The sequence below is a fragment of the Paraburkholderia sp. SG-MS1 genome (assembly GCF_012275575.1).
Lineage (GTDB): Bacteria > Pseudomonadota > Gammaproteobacteria > Burkholderiales > Burkholderiaceae > Paraburkholderia.
The window spans coordinates 1-18,796 of record NZ_NPIH01000054.1 but is presented as its reverse complement, the minus strand read 5'-3'; the positions used below and the strand labels follow the sequence as shown (position 1 = coordinate 18,796).

Annotated in this window: 21 protein-coding genes; 6 read left to right on the top strand and 15 right to left on the bottom strand. The window is 62.2% G+C overall.

Annotated elements, in window-relative coordinates:
• Window positions 1–25 precede the first annotated feature (25 nt).
• The 7 genes from CIC12_RS04195 to flhD all read right to left on the bottom strand — a co-directional run bounded on the left by CIC12_RS04195 (window position 26) and on the right by flhD (window position 6,632).
• Window positions 26–562 (bottom strand): chemotaxis protein CheW, encoded by a 537-nt coding sequence (locus CIC12_RS04195; protein ID WP_168662452.1) that lies wholly within the window; start codon window positions 560–562, stop codon window positions 26–28.
• An 87-nt stretch (window positions 563–649) separates the two neighbouring features.
• Window positions 650–3,004: a chemotaxis protein CheA gene (cheA, locus tag CIC12_RS04190; RefSeq protein WP_168662450.1), complete on the bottom strand. Its 2,355-nt coding sequence runs from the start codon at window positions 3,002–3,004 to the stop codon at window positions 650–652.
• Window positions 3,005–3,093: 89 nt separating this feature from the next.
• Window positions 3,094–3,471 carry a response regulator gene (locus CIC12_RS04185; protein WP_121316026.1) on the bottom strand — a complete coding sequence of 126 codons (378 nt, stop codon included), beginning with the start codon at window positions 3,469–3,471 and terminating at the stop codon, window positions 3,094–3,096.
• 85 nt (window positions 3,472–3,556) lie between these two features.
• Window positions 3,557–4,564 carry a flagellar motor protein MotB gene (motB, locus tag CIC12_RS04180; protein ID WP_168662448.1) on the bottom strand — a complete coding sequence of 336 codons (1,008 nt, stop codon included), beginning with the start codon at window positions 4,562–4,564 and terminating at the stop codon, window positions 3,557–3,559.
• Window positions 4,565–4,585: 21 nt separating this feature from the next.
• Window positions 4,586–5,446 carry a flagellar motor stator protein MotA gene (gene motA, locus CIC12_RS04175; protein WP_042327136.1) on the bottom strand — a complete coding sequence of 287 codons (861 nt, stop codon included), beginning with the start codon at window positions 5,444–5,446 and terminating at the stop codon, window positions 4,586–4,588.
• 253 nt (window positions 5,447–5,699) lie between these two features.
• Entirely contained in the window at window positions 5,700–6,260 is a 561-nt protein-coding gene (gene flhC, locus CIC12_RS04170; protein WP_168662446.1) for a flagellar transcriptional regulator FlhC, read from the bottom strand.
• Between the two features lie 51 nt (window positions 6,261–6,311).
• Complete coding sequence (gene flhD, locus CIC12_RS04165; protein ID WP_013589958.1) at window positions 6,312–6,632, bottom strand: flagellar transcriptional regulator FlhD; 321 nt, start codon at window positions 6,630–6,632, stop codon at window positions 6,312–6,314.
• 726 nt (window positions 6,633–7,358) lie between these two features.
• On the opposite strand from flhD, the gene CIC12_RS04160 reads away from it, so the two are divergent.
• On the top strand, window positions 7,359–8,423 hold the full coding sequence (locus CIC12_RS04160) for a glycosyltransferase family 4 protein (protein ID WP_168662444.1): 1,065 nt from the start codon (window positions 7,359–7,361) through the stop codon (window positions 8,421–8,423).
• A 312-nt stretch (window positions 8,424–8,735) separates the two neighbouring features.
• Here CIC12_RS04160 and CIC12_RS04155 read toward each other — a convergent pair whose 3' ends face one another.
• On the bottom strand, window positions 8,736–9,038 hold the full coding sequence (locus CIC12_RS04155) for an H-NS histone family protein (RefSeq protein WP_121316031.1): 303 nt from the start codon (window positions 9,036–9,038) through the stop codon (window positions 8,736–8,738).
• A gap of 38 nt (window positions 9,039–9,076) precedes the next feature.
• A complete protein-coding gene (locus CIC12_RS04150) occupies window positions 9,077–9,331 on the bottom strand; it encodes a hypothetical protein (RefSeq protein ID WP_168662442.1) in 255 nt (84 codons plus the stop codon).
• Here CIC12_RS04150 and aqpZ point away from each other — a divergent pair.
• The 3 genes from aqpZ to CIC12_RS04135 all read left to right on the top strand — a co-directional run bounded on the left by aqpZ (window position 9,330) and on the right by CIC12_RS04135 (window position 11,505).
• Entirely contained in the window at window positions 9,330–10,070 is a 741-nt protein-coding gene (gene aqpZ / locus CIC12_RS04145; RefSeq protein ID WP_168662440.1) for an aquaporin Z, read from the top strand. The genes CIC12_RS04150 and aqpZ overlap by 2 nt on opposite strands.
• A gap of 151 nt (window positions 10,071–10,221) precedes the next feature.
• Complete coding sequence (locus CIC12_RS04140) at window positions 10,222–10,914, top strand: histidine phosphatase family protein (protein WP_168662438.1); 693 nt, start codon at window positions 10,222–10,224, stop codon at window positions 10,912–10,914.
• 285 nt (window positions 10,915–11,199) lie between these two features.
• A complete protein-coding gene (locus CIC12_RS04135) occupies window positions 11,200–11,505 on the top strand; it encodes a PXPV repeat protein (protein WP_168662436.1) in 306 nt (101 codons plus the stop codon).
• 132 nt (window positions 11,506–11,637) lie between these two features.
• On the opposite strand, the gene CIC12_RS04130 is transcribed toward CIC12_RS04135, so the two are convergent.
• Together CIC12_RS04130 and CIC12_RS04125 are read right to left on the bottom strand one after the other, a co-directional pair.
• A complete protein-coding gene (locus tag CIC12_RS04130) occupies window positions 11,638–12,459 on the bottom strand; it encodes a Cof-type HAD-IIB family hydrolase (protein WP_168662434.1) in 822 nt (273 codons plus the stop codon).
• 87 nt (window positions 12,460–12,546) lie between these two features.
• On the bottom strand, window positions 12,547–13,428 hold the full coding sequence (locus CIC12_RS04125) for a BadF/BadG/BcrA/BcrD ATPase family protein (RefSeq protein ID WP_168662432.1): 882 nt from the start codon (window positions 13,426–13,428) through the stop codon (window positions 12,547–12,549).
• Window positions 13,429–13,566: 138 nt separating this feature from the next.
• Between CIC12_RS04125 and CIC12_RS04120 the strand changes: the two genes are divergently transcribed.
• The gene (locus CIC12_RS04120; RefSeq protein ID WP_168662430.1) at window positions 13,567–14,163 is read left to right on the top strand and encodes a DNA-3-methyladenine glycosylase I; all 597 of its coding nucleotides are present in this window, start codon (window positions 13,567–13,569) and stop codon (window positions 14,161–14,163) included.
• Between the two features lie 371 nt (window positions 14,164–14,534).
• Window positions 14,535–14,945, top strand: a complete 411-nt coding sequence (locus CIC12_RS04115; protein WP_168662428.1) for a hypothetical protein — start codon at window positions 14,535–14,537, stop codon at window positions 14,943–14,945.
• 205 nt (window positions 14,946–15,150) lie between these two features.
• Here CIC12_RS04115 and rpsU read toward each other — a convergent pair whose 3' ends face one another.
• From rpsU to fliD, 4 genes are all read right to left on the bottom strand, one after another.
• Window positions 15,151–15,363, bottom strand: a complete 213-nt coding sequence (rpsU, locus tag CIC12_RS04110) for a 30S ribosomal protein S21 (RefSeq protein ID WP_006050883.1) — start codon at window positions 15,361–15,363, stop codon at window positions 15,151–15,153.
• 360 nt (window positions 15,364–15,723) lie between these two features.
• Window positions 15,724–16,665, bottom strand: a complete 942-nt coding sequence (locus CIC12_RS04105; RefSeq protein ID WP_168662426.1) for an aldo/keto reductase — start codon at window positions 16,663–16,665, stop codon at window positions 15,724–15,726.
• Window positions 16,666–16,798: 133 nt separating this feature from the next.
• A complete protein-coding gene (locus tag CIC12_RS04100; protein WP_168662424.1) occupies window positions 16,799–17,098 on the bottom strand; it encodes a flagellar protein FliT in 300 nt (99 codons plus the stop codon).
• Window positions 17,099–17,118: 20 nt separating this feature from the next.
• Complete coding sequence (fliD, locus tag CIC12_RS04095; protein WP_168662422.1) at window positions 17,119–18,717, bottom strand: flagellar filament capping protein FliD; 1,599 nt, start codon at window positions 18,715–18,717, stop codon at window positions 17,119–17,121.
• Window positions 18,718–18,796: the final 79 nt, after the last annotated feature.

Genomic DNA, 18,796 nt, shown 5'->3' with positions numbered 1-18,796 from the left:
CCGTTGTGTTCGCGCCGCGTTCCGCCTACACGCCGAGCGTTTCGATCAGCGCCATTTCGCGGCTGGTCATCAGCTTTTCGATGTCCATCAAAATCAGCATGCGGCCGTCGACGGTGCCGAGCCCCGTGAGGTACTCGGTCGTGAGCGTCGCGCCGAATTCGGGCGCCGGCATGATCTGGTCGGTGGCGAGCGTCAGCACATCCGACACGCCGTCGACCACCATCCCGACCACGCGATGCGCGACGTTCAGGATGATCACGACCGTCTGATGGTCGTACTCGACGCGGCCCAGATGGAATTTGATGCGCATGTCGACGATCGGCACGATGATGCCGCGCAGATTGATCACGCCCTTGATGAACTCGGGCGCATTGGCGATCCGCGTGACGTTGTCATAGCCGCGGATTTCCTGCACCTTGAGAATGTCGATGCCGTACTCTTCGGCGCCGAGCGTGAAGACGAGGAATTCCTGACCGCCGGCGTCCGCCTGCTGCGCGTGGCGGCGGCTGCTCGTACCGTTCGCGTTCGCGCCGCTCGAATTGATGGATTGGACTTCTGCCACGTTAGCCCCCAAACGGTTGGGATGAAACAAGTTGAATGAGTGTTGCGAATACTGTGCGCCGTGCGCGTTCCGCGCGCGTCACGGTCGTCATGCGAGGCTCATCGCGCCGTGCGCGTTGCGTGTTTCGCGGTTCAGCGCCGCCACGTCCACGATCAGCGCGACACTGCCGTCGCCGAGAATGGTCGCCGCGGAAATGCCGTGCACCTTGCGGTAGTTCGTTTCGAGATTCTTCACGACCACCTGCTGTTGCCCCACCAGCTCGTCGATCAGCATCGCGAAGCGGCGCCCCTCGGTTTGCATGATGGTGACAATGCCTTGCGTGGGCTCCTGCTTCGCGTCTTCGACGTTGAATACTTCATGCAAGGCAACGAGCGGCAGATATTCGCCGCGCACGCGCACCACGCGCTCGCCGTTGGCCACCGTGTAGATGTCCTCGGCTTGCGGCTGCAGCGACTCCATCACGAAGTTCAGCGGCAGAATGAAAATCTCGCTGCCGACCTTCACCGACATGCCGTCGAGAATCGCCAGCGTGAGCGGCAAGACGATTCGCGTGGTGCTGCCCTTGCCGGCGTGCGAGGTGATTTCCACGTGACCACCCATCGACTGGATGTTGCGCTTCACCACGTCCATGCCGACGCCACGGCCCGACACGTCGGTCACCTGCTCCGCCGTCGAAAAGCCCGGCAGGAAGATCAGGTTCCAGACTTCTTCGTCGGTCATGGTTTCGCTGACCTGCATGCCCTGCTTGGCCGCCTTCGCGAGAATCTTGTCGCGGCGCAGACCCGCGCCGTCGTCGCTTACTTCGATGACGATGTTGCCGCCGTGATGCGCCGCCGACAGCACCAGTTGCCCGGTCGAATCCTTGCCCGCCGCGCGCCGCGCCTCCACGGTTTCAATGCCGTGGTCGAGACTGTTGCGCACGAGGTGGGTCAATGGATCGATGATCCGTTCGATGAGGCTCTTGTCGAGTTCGGTCGCCTGACCGAAGGTGACGAGTTCGACCTCCTTGCCGAGTTTCGCCGCCAGATCGCGCACGAGACGCGGGAAGCGGCTGAACACGTAATCCATCGGCATCATGCGGATCGACATCACCGCTTCCTGCAGATCCCGCGCGTTGCGCTCGAGCTGCGCCATGCCGTTGAAGAGGCGATCGTGCAGCGCCGGGTCGAACGTGCTGGTGGTTTCCGCGAGCATCGCCTGCGTGATCACCAGTTCGCCGACCAGGTTGATCAGCTGATCGACCTTTTCGACGCCGACGCGAATCGAGCTGCCCTCCGCGCCTGCGGCTGCAGCCGCCGGACGCGCTGCCTTGCGGTCATGTTCGGCGGGCGCGGCGGCGCCCGATGTTGCCGCGTTGGGTGCCACAGCAGATTGGGCCGCGGCGGGCGCCGGGGCTGCTGACGTTGCCGATGCCGCTGGCGCGTCGAACTGCCCTTGCGCCGCCGACCCGGCGGACGCAGCGATGCCGGCCGCCGGCGATGCTGCGTGGTCCGCCTGAACCGCATGTGCTGCCGGTGTTGCCTGTGCTGCTTGCACCGGGGTCGAGGCGGCAGCGTCGGGCGTTCCAGGTTCGCCTTGCTGCGTCTCGTCCGCCGGTGCGGTGCCGCGGCCGATCGAGATCTGACTTTCGTCGATCACGAAACAGCACACGGCGATGATGTCGTCGGAGGGTACGTCGGTCGCGAGCCACAGCATCAGATCGCCGCCGCTCTTGACCTGCCCGACGATGTTGCCCAGGTTGCCGAGCTCTTCGGCCAGCAGTTCCTGGTCCTTCTCACCAACGCCCCGTAGCGTAATTTTCAGATGGGGACCGGCAAGGTCGGCGCTGCCGTCGCCCTTGCCTGCCTGCGCGGCTTGCCCGGTCTGTGCCGGTTCGCCGTCAGTCCATTCAACCGCCGCCTGCACCGCCTGTTCAACGACGTGCTCGGGCGGCGTGCCGCGTTGTACTTCTCCCGCTTGTACATCAATTTGTGCCGCTGCCACTGCCACTGCCGCGGCTTGAGGCGCCGCGTGGGAGACGGCGTGCGCCTCGGCGGGCGCGCCGCCGAAGCGGCTCTCCGCATGCAACTGTTCGAGCTTCGCGCAGATCGCGCGGGCCACTGCCGCGTCCGGCTCCGCGCTCGCGCGATAGTCGGCGAGCTGGCCGGACAGCACGTCCTTGGTTTCGAGGAACGTGTCGATCATGTCCTTGCGCAGCACGAGCTCGTTATTGCGCGCGCGATCGAGCAGCGATTCGAGAATGTGGGTCGTCTCCGTCAGCGCGGTGAAGCCGAAGGTCGCTGCGCCGCCCTTGATCGAATGCGCCGCGCGGAAAATCGCCGCGAGGTCTTCGGGGTCCGGATGGGCGATATCGAGATTGAGCAGCAACTGCTCCATCTGCGCGAGCAGTTCGTCCGCTTCGTCGAAGAAGGTCTGATAGAACTGAGTGATGTCGAGTGTCATGCCTGGGTCACCGCGAGAGTTCCTGTCTGGGCTTGGGCTGCCGTGCCGCCGCGCCGAGCGCTTTCTATAACGTGTCTAAGGGGGCGCGCTTACGCCTGATCCGGCTCGGCCAGCGCCGCCACCAGTTCGGTCAGCAGGTCGGGATCGAGCGGCTTTTCGATCCAGCCGGTCGCGCCCGCCGCCCGCGCCGCAGCCTTGAACGGCTCGCCCGATTCCGTCGTGAGGACGAGGATGGGCGTCGCCTGGTAAGCCGGGTTGCCGCGCAGCGCGGTGATCAGATCGAGGCCGGTTTTGCCCGGCATGTGCTGGTCGGTCAGCACGAGATCGAATGACATCGCGAGGGCGTTTTCGAGCCCTTCGTCGCCGTCCGCCGCGAGCGTCACTTCGTAGCCCGCTGTCGTCAGCGTTGCGGCCAGGATTTGCCGCATCGATGCCGAATCGTCGATTGCCAGGATGTGCCTGATCATTGAAACCTCGCTGCACTTAACGCTTGGGATCGCCGCACCGTGCGCGCCAGTGGGGCGCGTGCTTCGGTGTGGCGACCGCTGTCTGTTACTGGGCCGCCGGCGCTGGCGCCGGCAACTTCGGTGCAACCGTCACCGGCTGCGCAAGTTTTTGCAGCAGCGGCTTGGAGCCGGCTGCGTCGTCCGACAGGGTGGTCGTGGTGGAATCGTCATGATTCAACGCATCCTCCGACTTCCTGTTCAACACGATGATGCTGATGCGCCGGTTTTCCGGGTCCATCGGGTCCGCCTTGTTCAGGTTCTGCGTCGACGCGAGGCCGAGCACGCGCATCACCTTCGCTTCGTCCATGCCCCCGCCGATCAGCTCGCGACGCGACGCATTGGCACGGTCCGCGGACAGTTCCCAGTTGCTGTAGCCCTTCTCGCCGCCAGCGTACTGCGCGGCGTCGGTGTGCCCCTGCACGATGATGCGGTTCGGCACGTCGTTCAGCGTGTGGCCGATTTCGCGCAGAATGTCGCGCATGTACGGCTCCACCTGGTCTTTGGCGGTCGCGAACATCGGCCGCTTTTGCGAGTCGACGATCTCGATGCGCAAGCCAGTCAGCGTCGAGTCGATGCGGATCTGCTGCTTGAACTGGCGCAGTACCGGATTCGCTTCGATCGCGGCCATCAGCTTGACCTGCAAATCGTGCAGGCGGACCTGCTCGCGACGCTCCAGCTCGCCCTGCAACTGCTTCATCGAGTTTTCGTTGCTATGCGAGACGGTGCGCTCGGCGCGGCTGCTCGAGCCGTCGGTGGAGCGCGTCACGCCTTGCGCGTCGGTCGAGATGTCGCGGCCGCCGCCTTTCAGGATGCTCGAATCTTCCGCGCTACGGTCGCCGCCCCACAGCGTGATCTTCAACGGCTGGTTGAAGTATTCGGCGATGCCCTTCAACTGCACCGTGGACGCCGAACTCAGCAGCCACATCAGCAGGAAGAACGCCATCATCGCGGTCATGAAGTCCGCGTACGCGAGCTTCCACGCGCCGCCGTGGTGGCCGGCTTTCTTCGGCGCGGAGCGCTTGACGACAATGGCGCGGTCTTTGTCCTTGCTCATCGGTTCGGTTCCCAGCGCCCCTTACTTCGCCTTGACGCGGCGCACGTGCTCTTCGAGCTCGGCGAACGACGGGCGCTCGGTCGAGAAGAGCACCTTGCGGCCAAACTCGACGGCGATCGCCGGCGCGTAGCCGTTCAGGCTCGCCAGGATCGTCACCTTGATGCACTGGAACATCTTGGTCGACTCGGTCACGCGCTGTTCGGCGACGCTCGCGAGCGGTCCGATCAAGCCGTACGAAAGCAGAATGCCGAGGAAGGTGCCGACCAGCGCCTGCGCGATCATCTCGCCGAGCACCGCGGGCGGCTTGTCGGCCGAGGCCATGGTGTGCACCACGCCCATCACCGCGGCGACGATCCCGAACGCCGGCATCGCGTCGCCGACCTTGTTCAGCGCATGCGCGGGCGCCTCGCCTTCCTGGTGGTGCGTTTCGATCTCCTCGTCCATCAGGCTTTCGATCTCGAACGCGTTCATGTTGCCGCCCACCATCAGCCGCAGGTAGTCGGTCAGGAACTCGATGATGTGCTTGTCGGCGAGAATCTTTGGGTACTGCGTGAAGATCGGACTCTTGGTCGGATCATCGATGTCGGCTTCCAGCGTCAACGTGCCTTCCTTGCGCGCCTTCGCCAGCAGAACGTAGAGGAGCGCCATCAGCTCCATGTAGACGTCCTTGTTGTACTTCGCGCCCTTGAAGAGGGTCGGGATGACGCGCACCGTCGCCTTGATGGTCTTCATTCCGTTGCCGAGAATGAATGCGCCGAGACCGGCGCCGACGATCATCAGCACTTCAACGGGCTGCAGCAGCGCGCCGAGATGACCGCCTTCCAGCGCGTAACCGCCGAAAACGGACAAAAGCGTCACGAGTGTTCCCACGAAAATCAGCACTGCCGAGCCCTCACAAAGAAGCGACGGTGACCGTCGTTAATCTGGTTTACGGCAACGGAGCAGAAAACTTTGACGGAAAAGCGGCTGGCCGCTGCGGTGTAAACCAGAGGGCTGCTCAACCGGCGCGGCCAGCGCGCGCGGCGTACGGCGTAATAGCGGAATGAGGCCGCCCGGCAGCCCTGCCGACGGACCGTGAGGCCCGCCGGACGGGGCTGCCGGCGACATGCGAGGCGCCCAACCCAGCCCGCTGGGCTCAAGCCTCGACAGCGGCGAGACTTTCGCGGGCCCGGGCGTCGGCGAATTTCTTGGTCTTACCTGCGCGCGACGGCGGCTGACAGAGCCCGCACACGAAGGCATGCTGCGGATCGTGCGCATGCGCGACAAAATGTCCGCCGCACCGGCAGCAGGTGGTCATCTGCAGCATGCCGGAGTCGAAGAAGCGCACCAGCGTCCACGCACGCGTGAGGCTGAGCACAGGCTCATCGTCGTGCAGCTGGACGTGTTCCAGATAGAGCCGGTAGCTCTTCACGATCGACTGGATCGTCTGGCAGCCGCCGTGCCCTGCCATGAAACGGTAAATGTTGTAGAACAGCGACGAGTGAAAGTTGGGCTGCCAGGTCATGAACCAGTCGGTCGAAAACGGCAGCATGCCCTTGGGCGGCGACACCCCTTTCAGTTCCTTGTACAGCTTGATGAGCCGGTCGCGCGACAGACTGGTTTCAGCCTCCAGCAATTGCAAACGCGCGCCAAGTTCAATCAGTTCGATGGCCAGGGTGATTTCCCTGACTTCGAGTACGACGCTTTTAGTGGTCATCCGCGTGCCATTCCCCTCGCCCAGTCGCTCTATGTGAGAAACGGATCGCCATCAGCCGAGCTGCTCGACCGGCTGGCTTGCCATCAGGATCGCGGAATGCGCCTGGGCCACGGCGCTCGATTTGCCTTTGTCCGCGAGCGCGGACAGCACGGCATGGTCGTCGAAACGGAAACGGCACAACACCTGATTGGACGCCGCAAGCTTGACGGTCTGCGCCAACGACAGATTGGCAAGCACATCGGCTAGCTGGTCCGAAATCCCCATGCGGAACATGCCCATAGGCTTGTCCTCGCGCAGCAGCCGCTGCGCAAGCAGGAGATAAGACAGGTTGACTTCTCTGATCTCATTGAGCATATCGCTTGTCGCGCTCATGATTCCCCCGGGGTATATCTGGCTGGTCAGGCCGTTTACGGAAACGTTTGCTCGAACGCGCGCGCTTGAACCGCACGAATTGGCTCGCTCCTAGTGTTGCGGCCATTGTCTCGAAAGGGGGGGCGAACGAAAATCGGAGAGACACCCTGCCTGCTTGACGGATTAATCCGTCATTGGTGTAGGAGTTTTTCCTACACGGACGGCTGCGCGGGGAATTGGATGAAGCGAGGTGGCGCCCAGCTTGGGCTGCGTGATGCGTCTTGAATCTTTTGCTGAAAGCGGACTGACCTAACCGGTGAGTTCGTGTCGGTTCATATTCCGCACTTGCAGTGGTGGACAACAATTATATGACGTTTTCACTGCTATGCAATGTGACTCGGGTAGCGGCTTGTTGTCATCGTTATCACCGCTCGGGCCCGCGAATTGCTGTCGCCTCTGTCACCTGCCGGCGCTCTCCTATGCGGGCCGGATCACCCGTCCCGATTATCGGGACAACCTTCCAGATGTGCTGTAACGCGCGATGTTTCGCGCTGTAACAACATTAAGCGTTTGAAAAATGACTCGAATTAGCGCGGCCGATCCCGATAATGAACGCTAAGGGATTACCCGATGCAGGTTCGGAGCACCCCCGGGCGGCGGCATACCGCGCCCACCGTCCGTCTGGCATTCGCTCCTCGCGCTACTCGAGCGCCGCTGTGCGAAGCCGTTGTGAATAGGAGAAACCGCATGCGAATCGCACAAATTGCGCCGCTGTATGAAGCTGTCCCGCCGAAACTCTATGGCGGCACCGAACGTGTCGTGTCGTATCTGACCGAAGCCCTGGTCGACCTCGGCCACGACGTCACGCTGTTTGCGAGTGGCGACTCGGTCACGTCCGCGAATCTCGACGCATGCTGGCCGCGTGCGCTGCGCCTCGATCCGACGATCCGCGACGCGCTGGCGCCGCACGTCCTGATGATGGAAAAGGTGCGCAAGGTCGCGCATGAATTCGACGTGCTGCACTTTCACCTCGACTACATGCCGTTTCCGCTCTTCACCACAATGGATACGCCATTCGTGACCACGCTGCACGGCCGTCTCGATCTGCCGGAATTGCAGCCGGTGTTCGACGCGTTTTCCAATGTGCCAGTGGTATCGATTTCCGATTCGCAGCGTTTGCCGCTGCCGCAGGCCAATTGGCTCAACACGATCTATCACGGCCTGCCGGCGCAACTGCTGACGCCACAAGCGCACAAGAAGCCGGAATACCTCGCATTCCTCGGCCGTATCTGCCCGGAAAAGCGCGTCGATACAGCTATCAAGATCGCTGCACAGAGCGGTTTGCCGCTGAAGATCGCCGCCAAGGTGGACAAGGTCGATCAGGAATACTTCAAGCGTGAAATCGAGCCGTTGCTGTCGATGGCGCACGTGGAGTTCGTAGGCGAGATCAACGAAGCGCAGAAGCCGGAGTTTCTCTCGGGCGCCAAGGCGCTGCTGTTCCCGATCGACTGGTCGGAGCCGTTCGGTCTTGTCATGATCGAATCGATGGCATGCGGCACGCCGGTAATCGCGTTCAATCGCGGTTCAGTGCCGGAAGTGATCGATCACGGTGTGACGGGCTACATCGTTGAGGACGTGCAAGGGGCGGTAGCCGCCCTGCAGCGTCTCGATGAATTGTCGCGCACCGAAATTCGCGCGCAGTTCGAACGCCGCTTCAGTTCGAAAACGATGGCGCAGAACTATGTCGATGGCTATTCGGCACTGATCGATGCAACGCGCCGCCCGGTATTGCGTCAGGTTGCCGTAGGCTAACCTGTGGTTGAAACAGCTGATGCGCTTTCGCGTTCCGCTGCTTCGACAGTTGAGTGGGTCACTTACCTGTTTGCGTGCATCGCTTTGCCGCGCTTTCCGATTTGCAGGTCAATAGCAGGCAAGTCTGGCCCGTGAATCGTTTGCGCACACGAGGAATTCGGAGTTATCCCGCTTCCTCCACAGAAAAGCCGCCCCAAGGGCGGCTTTTTTATTGCCGGAAATGGATGCGCTTCCATCCCAAATTAGCTTCGGTCAAATAAACCGGAGCGCCGATCGACCTTCAATTGGCTTTCGGTCTCGCCGCAGCGCGACTCAAACCGCGCCAATCAAAAAGCGCTCGCGATTCTTGCCGACGATCCATTTGGGCGGTTTGCCTCGGCCACTCCACGTGTTGCCCGATTTCGGATCCTGGTATTTCGCCGGCAGCGGCGCCTTCTTGGGCGGGCGTCCGCGCTTGGCGGCAGCGGCAAAGCCGAGGTCCTGTGCGGTTAGACCGTATTCAGCGATCTTTTGGCGGATGTCGGCGACCACATTGTCAATTTCAGTACGCCGCGCTTCTTCTGCTTGTGCCTGCAATTTCGCGATCTGCGCCTTGAGGTCTGCATATTGAGACATTCGGTTCTCCCCTTTTTTAGAACTGATTCGACGGCAGACTAACTGTAATTATAAAAATTCGCAATGGCCAATAATACCGATTTAGCAAGTTTTCCTCTGATAATTATTAACCATTGGCGAATGATAAAAACAGGGATCTTTATCGACCAATAATCGGTAAAGCAGCCGCTCGGCATTGACAATTCTTGACACCCGGTTTGGCGGTCTTTGCCTAGAATTGCGCGGTCAAGGCATGCACCGCAATCAGCCATGTGTGCTCCGGAAGCATCAATCTTTTTAGGATTACCAATCATGGAGTTGTCAAAGCGCGTTGTCGCGGAGCTGTTCGGCACTTTCTGGCTCGTGCTCGGGGGCTGCGGCAGCGCGGTCCTCGCCGCAAACTTCGCCGGCCCGGTTCATGGCCTGGGCATCGGTTTCGTGGGCGTGTCGCTCGCCTTCGGCTTGACCGTGCTGACCATGGCTTTTGCGATCGGTCATATTTCCGGCTGCCACCTGAATCCGGCCGTGAGCGTCGGGCTGACCGTCGCCGGCCGCTTTCCGGCTCGCGACCTGGTACCATACATCGCCGCGCAGGTGATCGGTGCGATTCTGGGTGCGCTGGTGCTGTCGCTGATTGCCTCCGGCAAGCCGGGCTTCGACCTCGCCGCCAGCGGTTTCGCCAGTAACGGCTATGGCGAGCGTTCGCCGGGGCACTATTCGCTCGCTGCAGCGTTCATCTGCGAAGTGGTGATGACCGGCTTCTTCCTGTTCGTGATTCTCGGCGCAACCGACAAGCGCGCGCCGGCCGGCTTCGCGCCGATCGCCATCGGTCTGTGCCTGACGCTGATTCACCTGATTTCGATTCCGGTGACCAACACGTCGGTCAATCCGGCGCGCTCCACCGGCCCGGCGCTGTTCGTCGGCGGCGCAGCGGTCGACCAGTTGTGGATGTTCTGGGTCGCGCCAATCCTCGGCGCTGTGATCGCGGGCGTGATTTATCCGTTGATTGCAGAGAGCGGAAGCGGCAATGCGCAAGAAATGGCGCTCGACTGAACGAAGCTCGTTTATCGACGCAGTCAAAGCGGGCGCTACGGCGCCCGCTTTGTATTGGTGCAAGCGTGAGCGCTGGCTTGTCGTCCAGCACCAGGCGGCCGTGAATGCGCTGCTAGAATCGGCCACTTCCAGGCTCGTAAAGGCGCTACTGATGATTCGCTCCCGCAGGTTCCTGCATCGCGTCGCACTCGTCATCGGCGGTTTGCTCGCCCTACCCGCCGCGCAGGCAGCCGACGCCAACAGCAATATCGAAACGCTCGTGTTCGTGAGACATGGCGAGAAACCCGCGCAAGGCTTCGGTCAACTGAACTGCCAGGGTCTCAACCGTGCGCTGGCACTGCCGGCCGTGATCGCCGCCAAGTTCGGCAAACCGGATGCGATCTATGCGCCCGATCCCGGTCAGCAAAAAAACGACAATGGCCGTTCTTACTACTATGTTCGTCCGCTGGCAACGATCGAGCCGACGGCCATTCAATTCCAGATGCCGGTGCAAACGCCGTACGGCTTTGCGCAGATCGATCAGCTGGGCACCGCGCTCATCAATCCGGCCAATCGGGACAAGCTGATCGTCGTCGCGTGGGAGCACAAACTCATCGTCAAGCTATTGCGCCAGATGGTGAGCGCGCACGGCGGCAATGCCGCGGACGTTCCAAACTGGGAAAGCGGCGACTTCGACAGTATTTATGTCGTTCGCCTCGACTGGCAGGACGGTACGGCGCGCGCCAGTTTCAAGCGTGACCGTCAGGGGCTTGACGGACGCGCGACCGATTGTCCGTGCGCGGCGCTGCCGGGGACGCCATCGGCAGCCGCGTCGGCCCCGGTTTCGACGAATGCGGCAGATTAATGGGGTAATACAGATGTAAGCCGCGATTACGGAGCGCCGGGGGCAAACTCACTCGAGCGCGGCGCAAATCGTCAGCAGGCATGATCCGATAGGCTGAAAATCCTTATTCGACGGGCTGTTGAGCGAATTGCATGCGATGCACGATTTGACCGAATGCCGCCGCTTGCTCCGCTGAAACATTGCGACGATGCTTTCAGTCCGTAACATCTCGTCGCAATGAAGGCCGAGCGGAATGCGTACATTGGTCCTGTGCGACACACCTGCGTCGCTTCACAGGAGAACAAGATGAAACGCATCGTCACTCATTTGCTGGTTGCTGCCGGACTCGCGGCGGGCGCATGCGGTGTCGCGCAAGCGCATACAAATCTGAATATCGGTCTGTCGCTTGGCGCACCGGTTTATTCCCAGCCCGCCCGCGTCTATGCGGCGCCGCAGCCCGTGTACTACGGTGGCTGGAATCATCGCTATGACCGCGGCGAGCGCGGCGACTATTATCGCGGCGACCAGCGGTATGACCGCGGCTGGGGTCACGACAGTCGCCACTGGGGCCACGATAACAGGGGTGACCGTCGAGGCGGCTGGCACGATTGAGATTGACCGCCGCCCAGGGAACGGCCAGACGTCACTAGCCTTGCTTGACCCGCCGCGCCGCTGGCAGACCGGCCTCACGCGGCAACCCGGCCCGCATTCACAAATGTGAATGCGGGCCGGGGTTTTTGCGGATCAGGACATCAGCTCGTCGTCGAGTGAGAAGAGCTTGCGCAAATGGTGCGCGACGCCCGCTTCGAAGTTGTTGCCGATGCGCGGCACGTTCGGCAAACGCGCGATGAGATCGGGATTGGCGTTGTTCATCATGAACGGGTGGCCAGCCGTTTCCAGCAGGTCGATGTCGTTCATGTTGTCACCGAATGCCACACACTGCGACGCGTCCACGCTGAGCTGCTCGAGCACGATTTGCAACGCCCGCCCCTTCGAAACGTTCGACGTCATCACTTCCAGACAATCCGGCAGCGAGTAGGTCACGTACAGGTCGTCGCCGAATTCGCGTGCGAGATTCTGCGCGACCTGGGCGAGATCGGCGGGCTCGCCGATATAGAGGGCCTTCGCAATATCGACGCCGTTGTGTTTCGGCAGATCGGTCACTTCGTAGGTGAAGCCCGAGTCCTGATGAAATTTCAGCAGATGCGGCGCGTCGCGGTCGATCAGCCACGCCTGGTCGGCGAACAGGTTGACGATCACGCGGCCATGAGCACCGACGATTTCTGGCTGCACCAAACGTTGGACGATGGCCGGCGGCAGGTCGTCGGCGTGGATCACGGTGTTGTCCGGCGCATGAATGCGCGCGCCGTTCGACGTGATCAGATACGGACTGATGCCCAGCAAGTCGCGGATACCCGCGACGTCGCAATAATGGCGCCCCGTTGCGATCACGAACCGCAGCCCGTCGCTTTCCAGTTTGCGCACGGTGGCGACGGTGAACGGGTCCACCTGATGGTCGGCGTTGAGCAGCGTGCCGTCGAGATCGGTGGCGATGACTTTGTACATGGTATGAGCGGTCGGGGCAGCGTCGAAGTGCGTATTTTACCGGTGCCGGTCGCGCACGCAGAATCGCGGCTGCCGTCTCCTGCATTCTCAGCCGGCAAGACGCGCCACTTCGCGCTGCGCCAGCAGCAATCCACCATGCGCCGAGTCGGCGAGCGGCTCACGCAGACGCGCCTGGTAGACCTGCGGCACATACTCGCGCAACGGCGCGCCCAAGCCGCCGCACAGGGCGACCGGCAGGGTTCCCGAGGCGTCCAGTGCGGCAACCATCTTGCCCACTTCGACGCCGGCCACGCCGAGCCATCGCGCCACGAACGGATGCGTGCGATGCTCGAACGCAACCGGCGCAAGCTTCGCATAAGCAGTCTGATTGGCCGCGCAGAGCCAGACGACGAGACCGTCGCGGTCCTGCGCGCCGGTGCAGGCGAGTAGCGCCCGCGCGAGGTCGTCGTTAGGCACGCGGCCGTCGAGCACCTGCTGCGCATGCACGATGAGCCGCAGTCCGAGCCACGCGCCGCTCGCTTCGTCGCCCGAGGGGTAGCCGTAACCGCTGGCGACGAGAAATGCGCCGTCCGCGGACAGCGAAGCCGCCACACTCCCGGTGCCAAGCGCCACGATCACGCCAGGCGCACCGCCGTGCGCGCCGAGCAGCGTCGTATAAGCGTCCTGCTCCAGCGCGAGTCCGGCGACCTCCGGCGCTTGCGCGCGAAACTCGCTCAGCCAGTCACGATTGTTGGCGCCCGCCAGGCCGCAACCGAGCACGCAGCGCGACCAGTCCAAGGTCTTGCCCGCGCGCCTGAATGCTTCGCCGCAGCCGGCCTCGATGGCCTGCCATGCGCGCTCGATGCCGAGCCCCAAACCCGACGGCCCGCTTGCCGCCTGCGCGAGTTCGCGCCCCCGCGCGTCGCCGAGCACCACGCGCGTACCCGTGCCGCCGCCGTCAATGCCGATCAGAAAGAAGTCCTGGTTCATCGAGTCGATTGAGTTCCGTGAGTGAATAGCGCATAGCGTGGCAGGTCATTTTCAATCCCGCAATTGGCCGAACGGCCAGCTTGCGATGCGCGTCGCTTCAGCTATGCTGGCGGGCGACATCACAACGGGAGCGCGACAGTGACACAGCGATGCAACTGGGTATCGAGCGAAGCGCTCGCACACTACCACGACACTGAATGGGGCGTGCCTTCGCGTGATGATCGGCATCTGTTCGAGATGCTCGTGCTGGAAGGCGCTCAGGCGGGCTTGTCATGGTCGACCATTCTCAACAAGCGGGCCGGTTATCGCCGGGCGTTCGCCGACTTCGATATCGACGCAGTGGCGCGTTATACGCCGAAACACGTGGATGAGCTGGTGACGGACGAAGGCATCGTGCGCCACCGCGGCAAGATAGAAGCGGCCATCAGCAACGCACGCGCCGTGCAGCAGATTCAGGCCGAGCATGGCTCGCTCGCCAACTTCGTGTGGTCGTTCGTCGACCAAACGCCGATCCAGAACGATTGGGCCTCCTACAAGCAGGCGCCCGCGTCGACCGAAGTGTCAGACGCGCTGAGCAAGGGGCTCAAGCGCTACGGCTGCAAGTTCGTCGGCTCGACGATCTGTTACGCGTTCATGCAGGCCGTCGGCATGGTGAACGACCATGAGACGGATTGCATGTGCCGCTCGCGATGCGTCGCGCTGGGCAAAAAGGGGCGTAATCGCAAGGCCGGTTGAATCCGACCATGGTTGGTCGGCGCCTCTCCCGTTGAGGTCACGAGGATCGGCTGATGCCGCTGCTCTAACAAAGCGAAAGCCGTCCAGGGAAACCCACGAGCACCGCCGCGTCTCGCGCCCCTACCCACGGCCTGAGGGACGGGGACTGCGTGCGGCATGCCCGTCAGGCCCTCCTCGACAACCTATCAGGCAAAGCGCGACGGCGCTTCCAACGCATCTCGCCCGTTATACGGTTATGAGAGGCGAAGAGCGCTGTGGGAGTGGCAGCCGCAATTCCGCGCAGAACATGACGAGTCGAAAGCGGGAAGTGAGGGATTTTCGCCTTGCCAGTCCGAACTTCGCCAACCGCTGCGCGCCGGATACCACCGCTCATGCGCCAGACAACGAATAACCGCTGCTCCACGCGCTGGAGACCAACCACGAAAACGCTTAATTTTTTGACCCATCAGGACATTTTCGATCAGGCCGTGGCCCATTTGTTCGATCAGGAAACGTGCCGCGTTGCCCCCGCGCGGCGGCGCGGCTTATCGCGGTTATTGCGGTATTGCGGCGGCTGCCCGGTCGGCAGTTTTATCAAGCCGCGCGACTATACGACTGCTGCGATGGAAGGTATTCGGGTGCGCTTATCGGCAAAACGCCAATCGAAGTGGGCCACCGTCGATCTGCTCAGCTGCCTGCAAAATGTGCACGACGTATTCGGCACTTGGGAATGGCGCGAACGACTGGGCTCGATTGCCCGTCCGTTCGGCCTGTCCGCCGACCAGCTGAAGAACGCCGCATAACAGATGCGATGGCGTCGGGAAGGCCGCAAGCGCGTTTGCCTTGCCGGGGTTCACCACATCCGGGATGGCCGAGGCACTATCCGGCTTCGCTCGCCCACTCGCCAAGTCGCAGCCTCCCTGCCACCAAAAACAGCGCCCAAAAGCAAAACGGCGATGTGGCTTCTTTCGAAGCTCACACCGCCGTTCGGCGTACGGAAAAACGTGCTTAGTGCAGCTTTTTCGGCAGCATCTGGCTGCGCAGGCGCTTGTGCAGGCGCTTCACAGCAGCAGCCTTCTTACGCTTACGCGCCGTGGTCGGCTTTTCGTACGATTGGCGCTCACGCAGTTCAGCGATCAGGCCATTCTTTTCGATTGCGCGACGAAAGCGGCGAATTGCCACTTCGAACGGCTCGTTTTCCTTCAGAAGAATCGTCGTCATGTAATTCCTAACTCAATCACTTGATACGGGTTAATTTGCGTGGCGGGAGACCGCTCACGCGCCGGCCCTCCGGTCGTTCCGATTCATGGCCAGTAACAGGCAAACGCGGGGAAATCCCGGCCAAACCACGAATGAAACGAGAGGCAAAGCGGCCACGGAGGCCGGAAAAGAGAGGTGTGGAGCTCACCGCGGAACGCGGACAGACGTATTGCAGAAGCCGCGCCTGTTGCCGTTTCGCCAACCTTTCATCAACGAAAAAACACTGACGAAACAGGCAAAGATCTCAATTCACTCCCGATGATATCAGGAAACTCTCCATCCTACCAGGGGTTTAGCGATTGCGCCAAGCCTCGTGAGCGATCAGGCGCTCGCCTCGTCCAGTTCGCGGATGTCGTCGCCAGTCAGCATCAGGTGGACGGCCGCCGCGAGGCTGCTGAGCTGGTCCACCGAAGTCGCGCTGGCAATTGGGGCGGTGACGCTCGGCCGCGCAATCAGCCAGGCCAGCGCGACGGCGGCCGGCGTGCTGCCGTGCCGGTCGGCGACGCGGTCGAGCGCCCCCAGAATCTGCAAGCCTCGCTCGTTCAGATATTTTTCGACCCGGCTGCCACGCGCCTTGCCGGCCAGATCGGCATGTGAGCGATATTTGCCGGACAAAAAACCGCTCGCGAGGCTGTAGTACACGACCACGCCTAGCTGATTGGCGAGCGCCACCGGTTCGGTATCGCGCTCATATTCGGCCCGGTCGTACAGGTTGTATTCCGGCTGCAGCAGTTGATATTCGGGCAAGCCATGCTGGCGGGCCACGGCGAGTGCCTCTTCGACGCGCGCGCCGCTGTAGTTCGAAGCGCCGATCACCCGCACCTTGCCCGCCTCGATCAGCTTCTGATAGGCGCCGAGCGTTTCGGCGAGCGGCGTATCGGTGTCGTCGTCGTGGGAAAAATAGACGTCGATGTAATCGGTTTGCAAGCGACGCAGCGAATCTTCGACCGCCGCCTGAATATTGGCCGCCGACAAACCCTTTCGCTGCGGATGCTTCGACACCTTGGTGGCGAGCACGATCTTGTCGCGCTTGCCGCTCTGCCGGAACCACTTACCGAGGATCGTCTCAGACTCGCCGCCCTGGTTGCCGGGTACCCAAGCCGAATAGACGTCGGCGGTGTCGATGAAATCGAGTCCGGCATCGACGAACGCATCGAGAATCGAAAACGAAGTGGCTTCATCGGCGGTCCAGCCAAATACATTGCCGCCGAACATAAGCGGCGCGACCTGCAATTCGGAACGGCCAATCCTGCGCTTTTGCATGCTTTCTCCACGATCGATCAATAACGGGCGAGCGAACGAGAATACGCCCAATTTCGATCAGCTGCAGCACATCGAATGGATCAGCCAGCAACCGGCTCGGTATTTTTAGCCCCCTTGCGCTTCACCGCTGCCTTCAGAATTGCGCGACGCGTTGATACTGGTTCGCCTGACGCGTCGCCTGCATGGCCATCCGATATTCAGTGTGCAATTCGCCCTGAGCCAACAGCGCCTCTGCGGCGATCCGGGTGTCGATCTCGTGAACCTGCCTGAGCACGTCGAGCGCGCCGCCCGCTTGCTCTGCGGAGAGCGACATGAGGAGCGGCGAGCGCTCGCTCGCGAACTCCGCCGCCTGTTCCCACTCGGCGACAGCCGCTGCTTGTTCGATGGACTTGGTGAGTTCCCAGATGCGATTGATCCGTGTCGCGAATTCCATGTGGCCTCTCCCTACTGCGCTCAGTTCTTGTTGTCGGACAGCGCGCCGGCGCTGTTCGTACCGCCGAAGAGTTGCGTCAGATATTGCGAGTTGTTGTTCATCGTCGCCATCAGCGTGTTGAGCGCGGTGAACTGCGCGTTGTACATGCTGGTGAGCTGCGTCTGATAGTTCGTCAGCGACGTCTGTTGCGTCGTGAGGTTGGTCAGGTCCGCGTTGAGCGCGTCGGTGCGCGTCTTGATGACGCCGCTATCCGACAGATAGCTCGTGATGTTGGTGTTCAACTGTTCTGCGACCCCGTTGGTGGAGTTGAACAGCGAGGCCACCGTCGACTGGTTATTCTTCAGTGCGCTGTCAAGCGTGTCGTCGTCGACCGCGAGTGAGCCGTCCGCATTCAGCGTGATGCCGATCGAAGCAAGGCTCGTCGTCGTGTTGCCGTTTTTAACGCCGGTCGAGACGATCGAGGCCAGCTGGTTCTGCACCATGTTCAGCGTCGAGTCGCCGAGCAGCACGCCCTGCGACGTCGCAGTCGAACTGTACGCGGTCAACGCGCCCATCGTCGTGACAAGCGTGTTGTACAGCGTGACGAACTGGTTGATCGTGTTCGCCTGCGAGGTGGTGTCCTGGGCGACCGTCAGCGTCTGGGGCGCGGAACCGGTCGTGTCGACCGAAGCAGCCGAGAGGTTTAGCGTAATGCCGGACAGTGCGGAGGTGACGGTGTTCGTCGAGCTGGTGACGCCCGTGCCGTCGATCGTGAAATAGGCGTCCTGCGCGGCCGTCGTCTGGGTCCAGTAGGACGTGCTTTTGACGCCCGTTCCCGAGCCGTCGTCGAGCGTCGACTGATTCGCCGCGAGCTGCGCACTGGTGGCGCTCGACGTACCGGTCAACGACGTGCCGTTGTTGCTCGACACAGCGAGATTATTCAGTGCGTCGCTCGCATTCGAATCGCCGATCTGCACGCTGATCGCGCCCGCGGAGCCGGTCGAGGTCGAGTGCAACACGAGGTGAGCGCCGTCCGCGCCGTTGACGACGGTCGCGGAAACACCCGGGTTGTTGCTCGCGCCGTTGATGGCCGCCGCGATGCCGGAGACCGTGCTATTGGAGCTGTCGAGCGAAATCGTCGTGCTCTTGCCGCCCACGGAGAGGGTCATCGTGCTCGATCCGGAGGCGAGCGGCGTCTTCGCGTCATAGCCGGTCGAGGTCAGCACCTGGGCCGTCGCCACCTGGGCGACGTCAATCGAATACGTGCCGGCTACGGCACCGCTGGCCGCCGTGGCCGTGATGCCGGTTGCGGTGCCGCTCATCGTCGCCGTGAAGTCGTTCAGGGCCGTGCCATCCGAGAGCGACGTCAGTCCGGCTTGCAGCGCGGAAAGGGCGGCCGAGAACGTGCCGTAGGCGGAAATCTGGGTATTGTCCGTCGTCTGCTCTGCTGCGAGCGTTGCAGCCTGGCCCGCGATCTTGGAGTTGACGAGCGCCGTCACGAGCGAATTCACGTCCATCGACGAGTTGGTCGAGCCGCTGATGATCGACTGCGCGGCTGCCTGCAGCGCGGCGTTGCTCGCGGCAGTAGTGGCGGCGACGGTGCTGGCGATCGAACTTGCGGACGAGGATACGGTGGACATGGACAGGCTCCGTGTTTCGGCGATTCCGTGTGAATCGATTCAGATCTGAAAGCGGTAATCGGGAGGCAGGCCTCCCGAT